At 60.7% G+C, this 18,130-nt stretch carries 13 protein-coding genes; 1 reads left to right on the top strand and 12 read right to left on the bottom strand.

Annotated elements, in window-relative coordinates:
• Positions 1-55 precede the first annotated feature (55 nt).
• The 3 genes from FHW77_RS03720 to odc2 all read right to left on the bottom strand — a co-directional run bounded on the left by FHW77_RS03720 (position 56) and on the right by odc2 (position 3,394).
• The gene (locus FHW77_RS03720; protein WP_004445070.1) at positions 56-1,297 is read right to left on the bottom strand and encodes an MFS transporter; all 1,242 of its coding nucleotides are present in this window, start codon (positions 1,295-1,297) and stop codon (positions 56-58) included.
• A gap of 202 nt (positions 1,298-1,499) precedes the next feature.
• A complete protein-coding gene (locus FHW77_RS03715; protein ID WP_004445072.1) occupies positions 1,500-2,069 on the bottom strand; it encodes a GNAT family N-acetyltransferase in 570 nt (189 codons plus the stop codon).
• Between the two features lie 191 nt (positions 2,070-2,260).
• The gene (gene odc2 / locus FHW77_RS03710) at positions 2,261-3,394 is read right to left on the bottom strand and encodes an ornithine/lysine decarboxylase (protein WP_004445074.1); all 1,134 of its coding nucleotides are present in this window, start codon (positions 3,392-3,394) and stop codon (positions 2,261-2,263) included.
• Between the two features lie 537 nt (positions 3,395-3,931).
• Between odc2 and FHW77_RS03705 the strand changes: the two genes are divergently transcribed.
• Positions 3,932-4,825, top strand: coding sequence for a LysR family transcriptional regulator (locus tag FHW77_RS03705; RefSeq protein ID WP_004445076.1), 894 nt, complete (start codon positions 3,932-3,934; stop codon positions 4,823-4,825).
• A gap of 246 nt (positions 4,826-5,071) precedes the next feature.
• Here the strand turns inward: FHW77_RS03705 and FHW77_RS03700 are convergent, their stop codons facing one another.
• The 9 genes from FHW77_RS03700 to FHW77_RS03660 form a co-directional block, all read right to left on the bottom strand.
• Positions 5,072-6,025: a substrate-binding domain-containing protein gene (locus FHW77_RS03700; protein WP_004445078.1), complete on the bottom strand. Its 954-nt coding sequence runs from the start codon at positions 6,023-6,025 to the stop codon at positions 5,072-5,074.
• Between the two features lie 72 nt (positions 6,026-6,097).
• Positions 6,098-7,099: an ABC transporter permease gene (locus FHW77_RS03695; RefSeq protein WP_004445079.1), complete on the bottom strand. Its 1,002-nt coding sequence runs from the start codon at positions 7,097-7,099 to the stop codon at positions 6,098-6,100.
• A 50-nt stretch (positions 7,100-7,149) separates the two neighbouring features.
• Positions 7,150-8,673 carry a sugar ABC transporter ATP-binding protein gene (locus tag FHW77_RS03690; protein ID WP_004445081.1) on the bottom strand — a complete coding sequence of 508 codons (1,524 nt, stop codon included), beginning with the start codon at positions 8,671-8,673 and terminating at the stop codon, positions 7,150-7,152.
• A gap of 198 nt (positions 8,674-8,871) precedes the next feature.
• A complete protein-coding gene (locus FHW77_RS03685) occupies positions 8,872-9,495 on the bottom strand; it encodes a TetR family transcriptional regulator (RefSeq protein WP_004445083.1) in 624 nt (207 codons plus the stop codon).
• Positions 9,496-9,595: 100 nt separating this feature from the next.
• Complete coding sequence (locus tag FHW77_RS03680; RefSeq protein WP_182590350.1) at positions 9,596-12,730, bottom strand: multidrug efflux RND transporter permease subunit; 3,135 nt, start codon at positions 12,728-12,730, stop codon at positions 9,596-9,598.
• 11 nt (positions 12,731-12,741) lie between these two features.
• The gene (locus tag FHW77_RS03675; protein WP_004445090.1) at positions 12,742-13,932 is read right to left on the bottom strand and encodes an efflux RND transporter periplasmic adaptor subunit; all 1,191 of its coding nucleotides are present in this window, start codon (positions 13,930-13,932) and stop codon (positions 12,742-12,744) included.
• Between the two features lie 268 nt (positions 13,933-14,200).
• Positions 14,201-15,706, bottom strand: a complete 1,506-nt coding sequence (locus FHW77_RS03670; protein ID WP_004445093.1) for a sensor domain-containing diguanylate cyclase — start codon at positions 15,704-15,706, stop codon at positions 14,201-14,203.
• A 170-nt stretch (positions 15,707-15,876) separates the two neighbouring features.
• Complete coding sequence (locus FHW77_RS03665) at positions 15,877-16,701, bottom strand: bifunctional allantoicase/(S)-ureidoglycine aminohydrolase (RefSeq protein ID WP_006700368.1); 825 nt, start codon at positions 16,699-16,701, stop codon at positions 15,877-15,879.
• 89 nt (positions 16,702-16,790) lie between these two features.
• Positions 16,791-17,837, bottom strand: coding sequence for a class I SAM-dependent methyltransferase (locus tag FHW77_RS03660; protein WP_006700367.1), 1,047 nt, complete (start codon positions 17,835-17,837; stop codon positions 16,791-16,793).
• Positions 17,838-18,130 lie beyond the last annotated feature (293 nt).

Below are 18,130 nucleotides of genomic sequence, written 5' to 3'. Positions count from 1 at the left end.
GGGCATGGAACGCAAAGATGCGACAAAACGGCCGGAGATCGGCATGCGGCAGGGTTCAGAAGCGCAGTCGGAAGAAGCCATAGGCGGCAAGAACCGCACAGACAGAGGCGCCAACCAGATAAGGCATATGCAGCGCCGCGGTGCGGCCGATCTCCGGTTCGGCCAAACTGACCATTATCCCGGCGGCAAAGGCGCCGAACGACATCGCGCCCCAACCGAAAAACCGATAGACGGAATTGACGCGTCCAAGAAGCTCATCTGGAATGAGCCTCTGCCTGTAGCTGACGGTGACCACATTCCACAACATGCCGGCTGCCGCCTCGAAAAACAGGCCGGCCGCCACCAGCGGCAAGGACGCCGACAGGCCAAGCACCAGATTGAACAATGCAAATGTGCAAAGCGCCAGAAAGAGGCTTGCCCTCGCCCCCAACCGCCGGGCAAGCCAGGGTGAGACCAGCCCGCCAAGAACGCCGCCAGCTGCGCCACAGGTCAACAGCACGCCATAGGCGGCCGAGGAGAGATTGAGCACCTCCTGCGCATAGAGAACGAGGACTGTCATTCCCCCGACAAATACGGCGTTGATTGCGCCCAGCATGATAGCGAGCCGCAGCACCATGGGGTTGCGCCACATCCAGCCAAGGCCTTCCTGCAATGCCGGCCAGAATGAAGCCGGACCGGAGGGTTTGCGTGGCGGCAGCACGATGAGCCAGATCAACACCGCCGAGACCGCGTAAAAGCCGGCATCAAGGCCGAAGGGAATGGCAATGCCCGCCGCGATCAACAGGCCGGCCAGCGGCGGGCCGATGAACTGGCCGGTCACCTGTTCGGCGCTCCACATCTGGCCATTGGCATGTTCAAGATCACCCGGCGCGACAAGCGAAGGCAGGATCGTCTGCGCCGCATTGTCCCGAACGACCTCGGCGCAGCCGAACAGGAAGGCTATTACCGCGAGCGAAAAAATCGCCGTCGAACCCGATTGAATCGGTAATGGCAGGTTTGCAGTGGCGGAGATCATGGCGACTGCGCATATCATCAGCGCCAGCCGTACCATGTCTGCCCGCACCATCAGCAAACGCCGGTCGCTTCGATCGGTCCAAACCCCCACCGGCAGCGCAAAAAGCAGCCATGGCAACCGTTGCGCCACCGCGATCATGGATATCAGCAGCGGATCGCTGGTCAGCAACGTGCCAAGCCATGGTATCGCCACCATCGAAATACCATCGGCAAGATTGGATACGGCGCTCGCGGAGAATAACAGGCGGTAATCACGATTGGTTCGGAGTAGAGCTGCCTGCATGCCTGATCCCCTGCTGCTGAAATCACGACGGAGCAGACATAAACTGTCACGATGGCCAAAGAGGCTATTGCGACCTATCGCCGCCGAACCGGTATCGCATCCGATTCCCCAGCCTCTCATGAAAGAACATTTCGCGGCAATACAATTTCGCTGGATCGGCCCCGGCCACCCGGCCGGAGCACGAAATCAACGGTTGACGGGGTCAGGCAGAGAGCCTGCGGCCGCTTGCCACCAGCAGGCCGGCAGCGCCTTCAAGCCAGCCAGCTTTCAGCTCCAGCGCCAGGAAACGGCTACGCTCGAACGGGCCGGGCATGATGAGATGCTGGGCCTTGTCGGCGAAAAAGCCGAAACGCTCGTAATAGGGCGCGTCGCCAACCAGAAGAATGGCGCCATGGCCCCGCCTGGTGGCCTCGGTAATGGCGGCGCGCATCAGCGCCGAGCCAATGCCCTTGCCCTCATAGGCGGCATCGACGGCAAGCGGGCCGAGCAGCAGCGCTTCGACGGCGCGGCCTTCGCGGGAGATACCGGCTTCGACGTTCCACAGGCGCACCGTGCCGATGACATGGCCGTCCTCATCGCGGGCGACGAGCGCCAGGCCTTCGGCGGGAACGCGGCCGGCGCGCAGCTTTTCGGAAGACTTGCGGCGGCGTCCGGCGCCCATGGCGCGGTCCAGCAGGTTTTCACGGGCAACGACATCGCCCGGATTTTCCTGATCGACATGAAATGTCTGCGGTGTGAAAAATGCCCGTACCGAATTCAAAAGAGCGGCCATCCTTGGCCTCCCGTCACACAACCGCCCACACGCGGCCCTTGATGAAAATTGGTGGAGCCGTTCCGGCCCGCCGACACGCTTTCCTCGGCTGGAAGAGGTGCAGCAAGCAGGGATTTGCGCAACAGCACAATCGGCAGGGCCGGAACGGAAGCTTGGTCGAGACGCCGCCCTTTCAGCGGACGGCGTTCGGATCAGATGACGTAGGCCTTCAGCGGCTCGAAACCGTTGAACGCGACCGCCGAATAGGTGGTCGTGTAAGCGCCCGTGCCTTCGATCAGAACTTCATCGCCGATGGTCAGCGAGACCGGCAGCGGATACATGTTCTTTTCATACAGCACGTCGGCACTGTCGCAGGTAGGGCCGGCCAGAACGCATGGCTCCATCTCGTCCTGATCGCGCTCGGTGCGGATCGGGTAACGGATCGCCTCATCCATCGTCTCGGCGAGACCGCCGAACTTGCCGATGTCGAGGAACACCCAGCGGTGGTTGTCATTGTCGGATTTGCGCGACACGAGAACGACTTCCGCCTTGATGACGCCGGCATTGCCGACCATGCCGCGGCCCGGTTCGATGATGGTCTTCGGGATCTGGTTGCCGAAGTGCTTGCGCAGCGCCGTGTCGATGGCCTGGCCGTATTCTTCGGCAGCCGGAACGTCGCGCAGGTACTTGGTCGGGAAACCGCCGCCCATATTGACCATCTGCAGGTGGATGCCCTGTTTGGCAAGCGAAGCGAAAACGCGCTTGGCATCGGCCAGTGCCGCATCCCATGCGTCAAGGTTCATCATCTGCGAACCGACATGGAAGGATACGCCGTAGGACTCAAGACCGAGCTGATGGGCGTAAACCAGAACGTCGACAGCCATCTGCGGTACGCAGCCGAACTTGCGCGACAGCGGCCATTCCGCACCTTCGCCATCCGTCAGAACGCGGCAGAACACGCGCGCGCCGGGAGCTGCACGGGCAACCTTCTCAACTTCCTCATGGCTGTCCACGGCGAAGAGATCGATGCCGAGCGCATGGGCGCGCGCAACATCGCGTTCCTTCTTGATGGTGTTGCCGAAGGAGATACGGTCGGAAGTCGCACCCGCATCGAGCGCCATCTGGATTTCAGCCACGGAGGCGCAATCGAAGTTGGAGCCGAGCGAAGCAAGCAGCTTCAGGATTTCGGGAGCCGGGTTTGCCTTCACGGCATAATAGATCGCGCTGTTCGGCAGGGAGTGCCGGAACGCGTTGAAATTGTCGCGCACGACGTCGAGATCAACCACGAGGCAAGGGCCTTCGGGACGTCGGGTCTTGATGAAGTCGAGAATGCGTGCAGTCGTCATCGATGTATTCCCTGTTAAACCGGCTCCGGAAAAATCCGGAGGACAAAGGACGCTCGAGATATGCATTCGAATCAGCCGGTGGAGGCGCAGAATCGATAGCATACGCTCAAGGCGCGAATGTGAACGACGCCCTGCCAGAGCATCATTCGGCTTTGTCTGCCATGGATTGGAGGGAATGACCCGACCGCACTTCAGGCAATGATGGTGTGCCTCTTTAGTACCCCGGCTGATGGAGAGCCGGCAGAGAACCAGAAAGGCCCGCACCGTCGTTGCTTCGTATGTCCTCGCATTTTCCGGTTGGCCGGAATAGCGACTGGAGGGGTTAGTTCCAGGTACCTTACCTAAATCCTCACCACATCGAGGAATCGGCGGACACACATGGGCACGTGCGACTTTGGGCAGCACGGGAGATAAGAATATTCGCCGTCATAATCAAGAGGATTTTTTCACCATATAGCGGAATTTTTCAGCAGCGATTTTAAGGTTGAACAGTCAGGATGCAGCGTTCAATTATATGGAACAAACTGGAGGGTTTTCATGGACACGCTGACGCGCATCCGCGCCTTTATCGATGTTGTCGAAGCGGAGGGGTTTTCCGCTGCGGCGCGCAAGACCGGGCGCTCCAAGGCGCTTCTGTCCAAATATGTGCGGGAACTGGAGGACGATCTCGGAGCGCTTCTCTTAAACCGAACCACGCGGCAGTTTTCGCTGACGGAAGCCGGGCACACCTATTACCGCACAGCGTCCGACATTCTGAAGGAGATCGACAATCTCGCCGACCTTGTTCGGGAAAAGAATGCCGATCTGAAAGGAAAACTGCGGATCTCCGTTCCACGCACTTTCATCGACGCGGAGGTCGGCCAGAGCCTCATCGACTTCGCCAAGGAAAATCCGGAACTGTCGCTCGAGATCGTCGCGGAAGACCGATTCGTCGACCTGATCGAAGAAGGCTTCGATCTCGCGATCCGGATCACCCGGCTGGAGGATTCGGGCCTGATCGCCCGCAAGCTTTCCGATTTCCGGGTCTATGCGGTGGCGACGGCGGATTTCGTCGCGCAACACGGACCGCTCGATGGTCCGCAGGATTTCTCCCGCGTTCCCTTCATCATCGACACCAATACGCGTTTTCATAATACGGTGCGGTATCTGGAGCCGGATGGCGGCTCAAATTCGGTCGCCATCAGCGGCCCCATCGAGGTCAACAGCCCACAGGCGACCCTGCGCGCCGCCCGTGCCGGCCTCGGCATCGCCATGGTGCCTGACTTTATCGCCCGGCCCTATATCCAGTCCGGAGAACTGGTGACGCTGTTCGACGATTACATTTCCAAGGACCGCGGCATTTATGCGGTCTATCCGCATCGTCGCTACCTGCCCGCCAAGGTGCGCAGTTTCGTGGATTATCTCTCGGCGTGGTTCAGGAAGAACGGGTGAAGGGCCGGGCGGCATTCGCCGAGCGCCCTTCCGTCATGCCGGACTTGATCCGGCATCCAGCCACGGCGCGTCTGCGCCGTGAAACGACTCTCCCGCGATCAAGGACTTGATCGCCCTGGACCCCGGATCAAGTCCGGGGTGACGGAGTGGGGATGCAGCCGTCTCGCCAAATCCAAACCTAGGCAAAACTTTTAGCAGCATCGACGCCCGCCTTGCAGCGGACGTCGCATGGCAGAAGCCAGCTCGTCAGAACGGCGAATCCGGGAAGTAGAACTGCTCGGCATTGTCCTTGGTGATCAGCGTCGCATCGAGGATGTACTCACCCGCGACCGGCACCTGATCGTAGAAATGCCCGGCCGTCAGCTGCATGGCGGTCGCCACCATCGCCGGCGGATAGAGCACGTCGACCGGCACAAGCTTGTCGCCGTCCATGACCTTCTTGATCATGTCCTTGGACCCGGCGCCCGCGACGATATACTGGATATCGGTGCGTTTGGCCTGCTGGATGGCTTCCAGCACGCCGATCGCCATATCGTCATCCTGACACCAGACCACGTCGATCTTCTTGTACTTGGTCAGATAGTCCTGCATCACACGGAAGGCGTCGTCGCGGTTCCAGTTGCCGTACTGGCGGTCGAGAACCTTGACATTCGAGCCGGCGATACCCTTGTCGAAGCCATCCTGGCGCTGCTGGTCGATCGGGATCGGCAGGCCGCGAATGACCACGACTTCGGCATCCGGCGTCGTCTTCTTGATGTATTCGCCGGCCACCTGGCCGAGCGCCGGGTTGTTGCCGGCCACATAGAGATCGCGGATAGAATTGTCGTTGACACTCGGCGCGCGGTCGACGAGCGCGACGAAGGTGCCCTTGTCCTTGATCTCCTTGATGGCGTTGACAAGCGGATCGGGATCGGACGGCAGGACGACCAGCGCGTCGAGCCCCTGCACGGCCAGATCCTGCAGCGCATTGGCCTGGTTTGCGGCGTCCGGCGATGTCTTGACGATGACGTTGAGCCCCGGATGCTCCTTCATCAGAAGCTTCGCCACACGTTCGGCATGGTAGACCACGCCCGCCGTCCAGCCATGGTCGGCCGCCGGAATGGACACGCCGATCGTGACCTTTTTGTCCTGCGCGTGGGCCGAACCCGCCAGCACCGTTGCCAGCGCGGCAAAGGCCACGCCGATGAATTTATTACGCATAGTCTCTTTCCTCCCAAGACCGGGGCGTTCCTCCTCCAACCGCGCCTGCCCCACATGGCGCGGCGTGATACCTTACCTGCGGCTGAGCGAGCGCTGCACCAGCATGGCGATGATGATGATGGCCCCCTGAATGGCGCCGATCAGATATTCGCTGACGAAGTTCGACAGGATCATGATGTTGCCGACGATCTCCAGAATGAAGGCGCCGCAGATCGTGCCCCAGATGCGCCCTACCCCGCCGCGCAGCGCCGTACCGCCGACGACGACGGCCGTAATCGCCTGCAGCTCCCACAACATGCCTGTCGTTGCCGACGTAGACGCGAGGCGCGGGACGTAAAGCAGCACCGCAACGGCGACGCAGAGCCCCTGTACCACATAGGCGATGGTGCGAACCCGGGCGACCGGAATGCCGGAATAACGCGCAACATCCTCACTGGAGCCCACCGCCGTCAGATGCCGCCCGTAGCGTGTACGGTAAAGCACGAAGGCGGCTATCGCAGCCGTGACGAAGATGACGATGACCGGCACCGGCACGCCCAGAACATTACCAAAATAGACCGGGCGATAAAGCGTCTGGATTTCCGGGTTGCGCAGCGTGATCGCGCCGCCCTGCGACAGCCAGGTCGTCAGCCCGCGATAGATACCCATGGTGCCGAGTGTGGCGATGAAGGGTTCGATGCGGCCGATGGTGGTGATGAGCCCGTTTACCAGCCCGCAGGCCGCGCCGATGGCGAGCGCGAGCGCCATTGCCGCAAGAAGCATCAGCAACGGGCTCGCTATCGCGCCGCTGTTCATGAACAGGATCATCAGGCTGGCCACGAAAGCCACCATGGCGCCCACCGACAGGTCCAGCCCGCCTGACGTGATGACATAGGTCGCGCCCAGCGCGATGATGGCGATGAAGGCGCTGCGGGTGATGACATTCAACAGATTGTCGATGCCGATGAAATTGGGATTGGCGATGGTGCCGAGAACCAGCAGCAGTGCCAGCGCCACGAAAGGCGCGACGGCGCGCAGGTCCCAGTCCTTCGAGGTCTTCGGCGTTTTGCCGTTATCAAATGCGGCCTCAGTCATATTTCCCCTCAGTTTCTTTTGTCAGGCCATGTTTTCCGGAAAGCGGGCGCTCAGGCGGGTTCCTGCGTATGAACACCCGTCGCCAGCGCCACGATGTCGTTTTCAGTCATGCGCTCCCCCGTCACCTCACCGACAATCCTGCCCGAACGCATCACCAGAATGCGGTCGCAGATGCCGATCAGCTCCGGCATTTCCGAGGAAACCACGATGATCGACCGTCCCTCATCCGCAAGCCCGGCGATAAAGCGGTAAATCTGCTCCTTGGTGCCGATATCGATGCCGCGGGTCGGCTCGTCGATGATGACGATGGACGGGTCGAGCAGCATCATCTTGGCCAGCAGCAGCTTCTGCTGGTTGCCGCCGGAAAGCTGGCCCGCCAGCAAGTCCTTGCGTCCTGTGCGAATGTCGAAGTCGCGCACTGCAGCATCAAGCGCGGCCGTTTCCCGGCCAGTGTCGATCTGGAACAGACTGCTGAATTTTTTCAGCGACGCAAGCGTGAGATTGACCCGCAGATCCTTGGTGAGCAACAGCCCCTTCCCCTTACGGTCTTCGCTGAGGTAAACGATGCCGGCCCTGAGGCTGTCCTCCGCCTTGGCGAAGTGCACCGTCCGGCCAAGGTGACGCACCGTCCCACGCCCGGTCCGCAGGCCCAGCACTCCCTCCATCAGCTCCGTCCGGCCCGCCCCCACCAGCCCGGCAAAACCGAGGATTTCGCCTTTGCGCAGGCTGAAACCGGCATCTTGCGCATAACCGGGAACGTTAAAATGCTCCACCTCAAGAACAGGCTCGCGCTCGCCGCCGGCGTTCCGGTCGGGATAGAGTTTCGCCACATCGCGCCCCACCATCAGCCGCGCCATATCGGCCGGCTCCAGCTCCGAGGCCGGGTGAGAGGCGACCAGCCGGCCGTCGCGCAGCACGGTTACGCGGTCGGCGATTTCCTTCACTTCCGGCAGGCGGTGCGAGATATAGAGCACGGCCACGCCTTTCGCGCGAATATCGCGGATGACGTTAAGCAGCGCCTCGGTTTCGATAGGCGTCAGGCTGGCCGTCGGTTCGTCAAAAATGACCAGCCGATGTGGCACGAGCAGCACGCGCGCGATCTGTACCAACTGCCGCTGGGCGATAGACAGACTGCCGACGATGGCGTCGGGGTCTATCACGCCGCCCAGTTCGGTGATCGCCCTGCGGGCGCCGTCGCGCATGGCACGATCGTCCACCACCGGGCCCTTGCGCAGTTCGCGGCCAAGGTAGATGTTCTGCGCCACCGTCAGATCGGGCGCGAGCAATATTTCCTGATGGACGAGCACAATGCCGCGATGTTCGGCATCCACCGGCCCGCTCAGCGTAACGGGGTCGCCGTCGACACGGATCTCACCGCCCGAGGGCTTTTCATTGCCCGCCAGCAGTTTCATGAGCGTCGACTTGCCGGCGCCGTTCTCACCGATGATGGCATGCACCTCACCGGCCCGCACGTCTATCTCTATGTCCTTCAGAACCTGAACCGGTCCGAAAGATTTCGATAACCCGACCGTCCGGACAAGTGCCGGTTCCGCAGTAACCTCAGCAATAGCCATGCGCCCTCACCGACATCCGGTGCGAACGGGCGGCTCCTGCCCTTCGATTGTCCTTGAAGTGACCATGAGCGAGCTCCTCCCAAAGCTCGGAGAAGAAGCTAGCGTTGGTTTTGAGGTACGTAAAGCAAATTTCGCTTGTGTGTTAGAATACACTGAAATGTGAGGGGCGACCGGTGGACGGGGAGCCCGCAAAACGCCTCACTCTGCAGGGGAACGCTGGAAGCCTTTCATGAGGCGATGTACCGCTTCGGCGCCGTCGCTGGCCAGATCGAATCGTTTGCCGAACAGCAGCCAATCGGAGCACATGCCCTTCAAAAGCCAGTAAAGCGCGCCAAGCGCGGATTCCGCGGTCCAGTTGTCGTTAAACGCGCCTTCCGCCTGCGCCCGCTCGAAAGCCGCCTCCAGCCGCTCCTTGTGGTATCGATCCAGCTCCTCCTGCGCATGAAGCACGGGCGCGAACTCATCGGAATAATTGGTACGAAGACTGATCGTCATGATTCGCTGGCGCTGTTCGTCGCCCGCCAGGAGCGCCAGCCATTTGCAGGCCGCTTCTTCTATCCTGGAGAGCAGCGCCGCACCCCTGAGGTCGGGATCGCCGAAATCGAGCAGGTCGGATTCCGGCAACGCCACCGATTGGTAAAGGCCGATGAAGAGATCGGTCTTGCTGGAAAAATGCCAGTATATCGCCCCGCGTGTGACCCCGGCCGCGGCCGCCACCTCGTCCAGCGAGCTGTTGGCAACGCCCTTCTTGAAGAACACCCGCTCGGCAGCGGCAAGGATCGCCTGACGCGTCTCTTCTGCCTCGGCCTTGGTACGGCGCATTCCGTTATCTCCTTCCACTGCCGGCACGGCGCTTCCGCACCGTGCCTTTCCTCAATACCGGGGCGTCATGACATGACGGTATCCCGGCTTTCCCTCGATGTTATTCCGCCGGTGAAACGGCGTCAGCAGCAATCTCGTTCTCCTTCTTCCGATCCCCGAAAATCTTCATGACGAAAACAAAGAACACGGGAACGAAGAAGATCGCGAGGATCGTCGCCGAGATCATGCCGCCGAGAACACCGGTACCGATGGCATTCTGGCTCGCGGCGCTCGCACCGGAGGCGATCGCCATGGGCAGCACGCCGAGCGAGAAGGCGAGCGACGTCATCAGGATCGGCCTGAAGCGCAGATGCGCCGCCTCCACCGTCGCATCATAGGTGGATTTGCCCTCTGCCCGCAAATCCTTGGCGAATTCGATGATGAGGATCGCATTTTTCGCGGAAAGGCCGATGATGGCGACGAGGCCGACGAGGAAGTAGACATCGTTCGGCATGCCGCGCAGCATCACCGCCGCCACCGAGCCGATGACCCCGAGCGGCACCACTAGCATGACAGAGAGCGGAATTGACCAGCTTTCGTAAAGCGCTGCGAGCAGCAGGAAGACGAACAGCACGCTGAGACCGATGAGCGCCGGTGCCTGCGAACCCGACTGGATTTCCTGCAGCGACTGGCCGGTCCATTCGAAACCGAAACCGCCGGGCAATTCGCGCGCCAGACGTTCCATTTCGGCAATGGCATCACCGGAGGAGTAGCCCGGCGCCGCCTGGCCACCGATACGGATCGCCGGATAGCCGTTATAACCGACCACCTGAGAAGGACCGCGCACCCATTCCACCGAGGCGAAAGAGCTGATCGGCACCATGCCGCCATTGGCGTTGCGGACGTTGAGGTTCAGGAGATCCTCGGTCTTCATGCGCTGGCCCTGTTCGGCCTGCACCGTCACGCGCTGCATACGGCCGGCATTGGGGAAGTCGTTGACGTAGGACGAACCCATATTGGCTGAGACGGTGGCGTTGATATCGCTGAAAGTCACGCCGAATGTGTTTGCCTTCTCACGGTCGATGACGAGATTGACCTGCGCCGCATCCGGCATGCCTTCGATGCGAAGGCCGGCAAGGATGGGGCTCTGCCGCGCCGCGGCCATCAGCTGCGCGCCGGCGGCGCTCAGTGCCGTCTGGCCCGCTCCGGACCTGTCCTGCAGGCGGAAGGTAAAGCCGCTGGAGTTGCCGAGACCCTGAATGGGCGGTGGCGACAGCGCGAAGGACATTGCGTCCGGCAGGCCCCAGAGCTTGCCATTGATCCGGGCTGAGATGGCCGCTGCAGAATCCTCCGGTCCACGTTCGCTCCAGTCCTTCAGCGTCGCGAAGGCGAGGCCGGCATTTTGGCCGGAACCGGAGAAGGAGAAGCCCGACACGGCGATGACGCGTTCAACCGCCGGCTCTTCCAGGAAGATCTTTTCGATCTGCTGGATGGACTGCAGGGTGCGGTCGCTGCTGGCTTCCGCAGGCGCCTGGATGTCCACGATCAGGTAGCCCTGGTCTTCGTTCGGCAGGAACGAGCTCGGCAATTGCATATAGGCCCAGCCGAGACCGACCAGCAGCGCCGCATAGATCACCATGAAGCGGCCGGAGCGCTTGATGATGCCGCCGACCGAAGACGAATATTTGTGCGACGCCTTGTCGAAGTTGCGGTTGAACCAGCCGAAGAAGCCCTTCTTTTCATGATGCCCGGCCTTGATGGGCTTCAGGAAAGAAGCGCACAGCGCCGGCGTCAGCGACAGGGCCAGGAAGCCGGAGAACAGGATCGACACCACCATGGTCAGGCTGAACTGCTGGTAGATGATGCCGACGGCGCCGGGGAAGAAGGCCATGGGCACGAACACGGCCGTCAGCACCAGCGTGATGCCGATGATCGCGCCGGAAATCTGGCCCATTGCCTTGCGGGTCGCCTCCTTCGGCGACAGATGCTCTTCCGCCATGATGCGCTCGACATTCTCAACGACGACGATCGCGTCATCCACCAGAATGCCGATGGCGAGAACCATGGCGAACATAGTCAGAACGTTGATCGAGAAACCCGAGACATACATGACGGCGCAGGTGCCGAGCAGCGCCACGGGCACCACCAATGTCGGAATGATGGTGTAGCGGATGTTCTGGAGAAACACGAACATCACCACGAAGACGAGGATGATCGCCTCGATCAGCGTGTGAATGACCTTCTCGATCGAAATCTTGACGAAGGGGCTGGTGTCATAGGGAATTTCATACTCTATGCCCTGCGGGAAATAGCGCGACAGCTCCTCCATCGTGGCGCGTACGCCCTCCGATGTCTGCAGCGCATTGCCGGTCGGCGACAGCTGCACGCCGATGGCGGCACTCGGTTTGCCGTTCAGGCGGCTCGAGAAATTATAGCTTTCGCCGCCCACTTCCACACGCGCGACATCGCGCAGCCTGACGGAAGAACCATCCGGGTTGGCGCGCAGCACGATGGAGCCGAACTCTTCCGGCGAGGTGAGCTGACCCTGCACGTTGACGGTCGCGGAAATCTGCTGGCCAATCGGGTTTGGCGATGCACCGATGCGGCCGGCGGCGACCTGCGAGTTCTGCGCCTGGATGGCGCCGATGACGTCGCTCGACGTCAGGCTGAGGCCCAGCATCTTGTCCGGATCCATCCAGATGCGCATGGAGCGCTGGGTGGCAAAGAGCTGCGCGCTGCCGACGCCGGGAACGCGGCGCAATTCGCCGAGCACGTTGCGGCTGAGATAATCGCCGAGACCGATGGCATCGGTATTGCCGTCGACGGAGGTGAGCGCCACCATCATCAGAAACGAGGTGCCTGCCTGTTCCACGCGCAGGCCCTGCTGCGTCACTGCCTGCGGCAGGCGTGGCTCCACGCGCGCGATGCGGTTTTGAACTTCGACCTGCGCCTCACCGATATTGGTGCCAGGTTCAAACGTGACGTTGATCGAAATGCGGCCGGAAGCCTCCGATGTCGACTCGAAATAGATCAGGCCGGGAACACCGTTCAGTTCCTCTTCGATCGGGCGCGTGACGCTTTGGTAGATATCTTCCGGCGCAGCGCCGGGATAGGTCGTGGAGACCGAAATCTGCGGCGGCGCCACATTCGGATATTGCGCAATAGGCAGCATGGGAATGGCGAGCAGGCCCGCCAGCATGATGAAGATGGCGACGACCCAGGCAAAAATGGGCCGATCGATGAAAAAACGTGCCATGAAATCGGTCCTTATTGCTTCTGGGCCGGAGCCGCGCTCTCGCTACCTGCGGCAGCGGCGACATCGGCCTCGTCGGACCAGGGTTCAGGCTTCACCTTGGCTCCCGGGGCGGTCTTCTGGAAGCCTTCGGCAACAACACGGTCGCCATCCTTCAGCCCTTCCGAAATTACCCAGCGGTCACCGATGGAACGGCCGACGCTGACGCGCCGCTGCTCGACCGTATCTTCGGCATTGACGACAAGCACGCTCGCCTGACCGCCGGCATCGCGCTGAACCGCCTGCTGCGGCACCGCGAATGCAGCCTTCTGAATGCCCTGCTGGATCTGCACGCGGACATACATGCCCGGCAGCAGATCGCCGTTCGGATTGGGAAATTCGCCGCGCAGCGTCACCTGGCCGGTGGTCTCATCCACCGCTGCCTCCGAAAACAGCAGACGGCCGGGCTGCGGGTAACGGCTGCCGTCATCGAAGAGCAGATTGACTTCGGCTTCATTCGGGCCGGTCATCAGCTTGCCGTCCTGAAGCGCCTTGCGCAGCCGAATGAGATCGGCCGCCGGCTGGGTGAAGTCGGCATAGATCGGATCAAGCTGCTGGATCGTCGCCAGGTTTTCAGAGCCGGTCGCGCTGACGAGCGCGCCTTCCGTAATACGCGCGCGGCCGATCCGGCCGCTGATCGGGGCTTTAACATCCGCATATTGAAGATTGAGCTTCGCTTCGGCCAGGCCTGCCTCAGCCACCGCCACCTCGGCATCGGCCTGCGCCAGCTGGGCAATGGCGTTGTCGAATTCCTGCTGCGAACCAACGTTGGAACGGCGCAGCTGCTGCTGCCTGTCGGCCGTCTGGCGCGCCTGAAGCTGCGCGGCCTGCGCCCGGCGCAACGTGCCCTCGGCGCTGTCGACGCGCACCTGGAACGGGGCGGGATCGATGCGGTAGAGGACATCGCCTTCCTTCACCAGCGAACCCTGCTCGAACACGCGCTCAACGATGATGCCGGAGACACGCGGGCGCACTTCGGCAAGTCGCGTCGGTGCAATGCGGCCCGGCAGGTCGTTGGTTATCGGCAGCTCTTCCTGCTTTACGGTCACGACCTTGACTGCACCAGGCGGCGGCGCCCCGGGGGCAGACGCCTGCTCGTCGCTACATCCGACCACAACGATGCCCGCCAACAACACCGCCACGATCTGCCCCAGTCTATTCGCCATTCTGCGCTCCGAATCCATGAAAAAGGTCACATTTACATACATACTAAGACGTATGTAAATTTCTGACAATAGAATTGTTGCAGCGCAAAACCAGCCTCACGCGCTTGTGAAGCCGCGCGAGACGGCGTGGAAACACGGCCTGCATTCGCAAGAGCATCGGGAAACGGAAGGGGGCTGGGACCCACGACGGCGCGGGTCCCACCTTGGGCCTTATGGCCGGAAGATCAGAAATAATTGCGCGAGCAAGGGTCGATGACCCGACTTTCCCTCAGGACAAACGCTTCAGCGAGCTGGCTTCCGGCTGGGGGCCGGCATTGGTCTTGTCGTTATTGTCGGCAGATCTGTTACGCAGCGCCGCGTAATAGGCATTTTTCTGCTCGTACATATTCATATCGGCGCGGCGCACCAACGATTCCATCGTCTCGCCTGCCTCGCTGGTCGCCACACCCAACGACAGGCTGAGCGGTGCGCTGGAATAGAACTGGTTGTTGATCTTCAGCAGCTCATAAACGGTTTCGACCATGGCGGCGGCCACCTGCTTGTCGGCGCCGGGAAGAAGAATGGCGAATTCGTCGCCGCCGATGCGGGCTGCATGGTTCGGCGCGGTCACCACGCCGTTCAGCACCTCGCCCATGCGTCGCAACAGGGCGTCGCCGGCATCGTGCCCAAGCTTGTCATTCGCGTCCTTCAGGCCGTTGAGATCGATCACGATCGCCGATACGGGCCGCAACGCGCTGCGCTCCAGCCTGTTCAGCTCGTCGGAATAGAAGGCGCGGTTGTGCAGCTTGGTCAGCACATCGTGCTTGCCGAGATATTCGAGGTAGGCTTCGGCTTTCTTGCGCGCGGTAATATCCGTCAGCGCCACCTGCACCAGAGACCAGTCCCGCTCATACCCGGGAAAAACCGAAAAATGCAAAAGCAGATGCCTCTCGGAACCGTCCAGCGCGTAGTTCACCACTTCGCGGTGATGGCTGAGATTACCGTTCCAGAGTTCCATCAGCTGTTCGCGGAACGGCTTTTCCATCTCGTCGCGGAAAATATCGCCGAGCCGCTGCAGCAGAACTTGCCGGTCCGGCGCACAGAACAGGTCGAGCGTCGCGCGATTGACGTCGATGACGCGGATTTCGCTCATGCATTGCCGCACGAATTCCGGATGCACATCCATGAAGACCCGGAAATCGATGATGCCGCGCTCCCTGACCTCCTCGATCAGGCGCCTTACCCGGCTGAAATCCTCCACCCACAGGGACACAGGCGAATGTTTGAACATGCCCTCGGCATAACGGCGGTTGAGCAGCTCCTTGCGGCGGGCCTCCTCCCGCTCCGTCACATCCTCGGTGGTCAGAAGCAGCCGGTCGAGCGTGTCCTCGTGGCCGGGTATCACCGCGCCGCGCAACTGAATGTCCAGCCGCTTGCCACCGATCGAATAATTGACAGCATTGCTGGTGAATTCCGTCTTGCCGGCCCAGAGTTCGGAAAGCTCGTTCACATGGCTCTCTAGCATGTCATCGCGAAAGATGCGGTGCAGATTGTCAACGAGATGGTTCTGGTCGTGGGCCTCGAACAGTTCCAGCGTCCTGGCGTTGACCTGGATGACGCGGATCTTCTGCGAACAGGCCGCCACCCTTGTCAGATCGTCCAGAAGAAACGCCCTGAGATCCTCTACGCCCTCCGCCCGCCAGATATCGAACTGGCGCTTTACCTCGCTGAAATCCTCGATCCACATCGCCACGGGCGCAAGATTGAAGACATTGGCATCGATCGTCTCAGTCATACGGGCAAGTCTTCTCAAGGATAGGTGCAGGCGGATCACCAAACGGAGCGGCGCAGCAATAGCCGCCGCCTACGGGAATTTATTAGGGATATTCGATCCAAAGCAAGCATTTATCGCGCAAACCGCCGGATTGCGCGACAATTCATGGTTTTTTACAGACCGCAGGCCCGTTACCAGAGCTTCACGTGTCGGTTTACATCCTTATAGAGCAGATAGCGGAATCGGCCCGGCCCGCCCGCATAACACGCCTGCGGGCAATAGGCGCGCAGCCACATGAAGTCGCCGGCCTGCACCTCCACCCAGTCCTCGTTCAGCCGGTACACGGCCTTGCCTTCGAGAACATAGAGGCCGTGTTCCATGACATGGGTTTCCATGAAGGGAATGGTCGCGCCCGGCTCGAAGGTGACGATGTTGAGATGCATGTCGTAACGCACGTCATCAGGATCGATGAAACGGGTCGTCGCCCATTTGCCGTCGGTGTCCGGCATTGCCGAAAGGGCGGTCTCGTCTTCATGCGTGAAGATCGCCGGCGGCGGCTCCAGCCCGTCTACGGCCTGAAACGCCTTCCGCACCCAGTGGAATTTGACCGGCGCCTTGCCCGAATTACGGATCTGCCAGCGGCTGCCGGCCGGAAGGAAAGCGAAGGAGCCCTCCCGCAGCTCATGCCGGGCGCCCTCGAATTCCACGGTCATCTCGCCATCGACGACGAAGATCGCCGCCTGCGCCCGTGCGTCCGGCTCCGGACGGTCGCTGCCGCCGCCGGGCTGCACTTCAACGATGTATTGCGCGAAAGTCTCGGAAAAGCCGGTCATCGGCCGGGCGATGATCCAGGCACGCGTGCCGGTCCAGTGGGGCAGCACGCTTGTCACGATATCGGACATCACGGTCTTGGGGATGACAGCATAGGCGGTCTTGAATACAGCCTTGCTCGACAGGAGTTCCGTCTGCCCGGGCAGACCGCCCATATCCGAATAATATCTCTTCATTTCAGCCATTCCATTCTGCAATGCATTCGGCGCGGATTCTTAGGCCCGCGACGAGGTTTAAGCAAATGGTTATTGGCAGGAAGACGGGCCGAAGGATGTCATGCCTTCTTACGCATCGTCGCGTAGACGATATTGTGGTTCTCGCCAAAGAACACCTCAGCCTCGATGCTGTCGGGATCGGCGCTGGCATTGACGATCCGCCACATATCCGCCTTCGAGCGCAACAGCAGCGCCCAGTTCATGAAGGTTTCCATGTAGCCGTCCACAACGATGTCCTCGGAGAAGTTGGCGAAGAGGAACATGCCGCCGGGTTTCAGCATCTCCATGCAGCGCCGCGTGAGTTTGATCGCCACACGGTCGTTCAGGTAGTCGTATAGACCGGCTGCGTATATCAGATCGAAAGTGCCGAGCTCCTGCGTGCGCAGGACGATATCGCGCACCGAGCCGTCGATCGCCTCGATGCAGGTGCCGGCGAAATCGCGGGCAACGGAACCGACGCTCAAGGGGTCCTGATCGAGCGCCACCCAGCGCCGCAGCCTGCCCTCCTTCAGCGCCGCGGAAGCATCCGCCTCGCGCAGATGTCCGGACGCTATGGTGAGGATTTCGGTATCTTCACCGTGCCGGGCCGCCGCTTCGTCGACAAAGCGCGTCAGCAGATCCCGTCGTTCGCGCACCGCCACGGAAGAACTGGCGTCCTTCGTATAGTCGTAAAGATCACGCCCCAGCGGCGTCGCATTCTTCACCAGACCGGCAACGCTTTCGTGGCCATAGATAAAATCCAGCAATTGCGCATCGCCGGAATAACCCCGCGGCTTGTCGAACGACCAGCGCGTGAACGGATCCTGCAGAAAACGCTCCGACACGGGGTGATTCTGTATGATGGGGATCAGTTCAGCCCACACGCTTGAGTGGAGTTTTTCTCGCAACCCATGCAGCGCCCCCGCCGTTCGATGTATTATGTCATGTGCTGAAATACCATTATCGAACTGCTGCTGTGCCAATTCGAGAATGATGGCAATTTCTGCTTTTGCAACTGCGAACTGCTCATCGAACGTTTTCGTTTTGCGTGCAAAAATCTCTTTTGCGACAGTATCCGGGGTGATCAGACTTGCCCCATCCAGATTTTTCTTCTTTACCCGCACCACTTCAGCCTCCAGTGTTAACACATTGTTAACTATACGTTTCTGGGACACCGAAGGCCACTCGATTTCGATTTTTGCGCGGTGTAGGGATAGATTAGTAAATTAGCGTATTTTTTTGGTCACACTCTCGGGTGGCGGCTGGGAGGATAGGCGGTTTAGTGAAACTTAATGTTGCGAACGTATGATGCGTTCTTCCTTTCCATGGTCTCAATCCGCTTTGGCAGAGATCGACAGGAACCCGAACTGGGTGCGACAGCACACGGAAAAGTGGAATAAGCAGTTACTTAATAAGTATA

This window comes from Agrobacterium sp. RC10-4-1 (genome assembly GCF_014138475.1).
Lineage (GTDB): Bacteria > Pseudomonadota > Alphaproteobacteria > Rhizobiales > Rhizobiaceae > Agrobacterium > Agrobacterium pusense.
The sequence above is the reverse complement of the archived record's forward strand: the minus strand, read 5'-3'. Positions and strand labels throughout refer to the sequence as shown.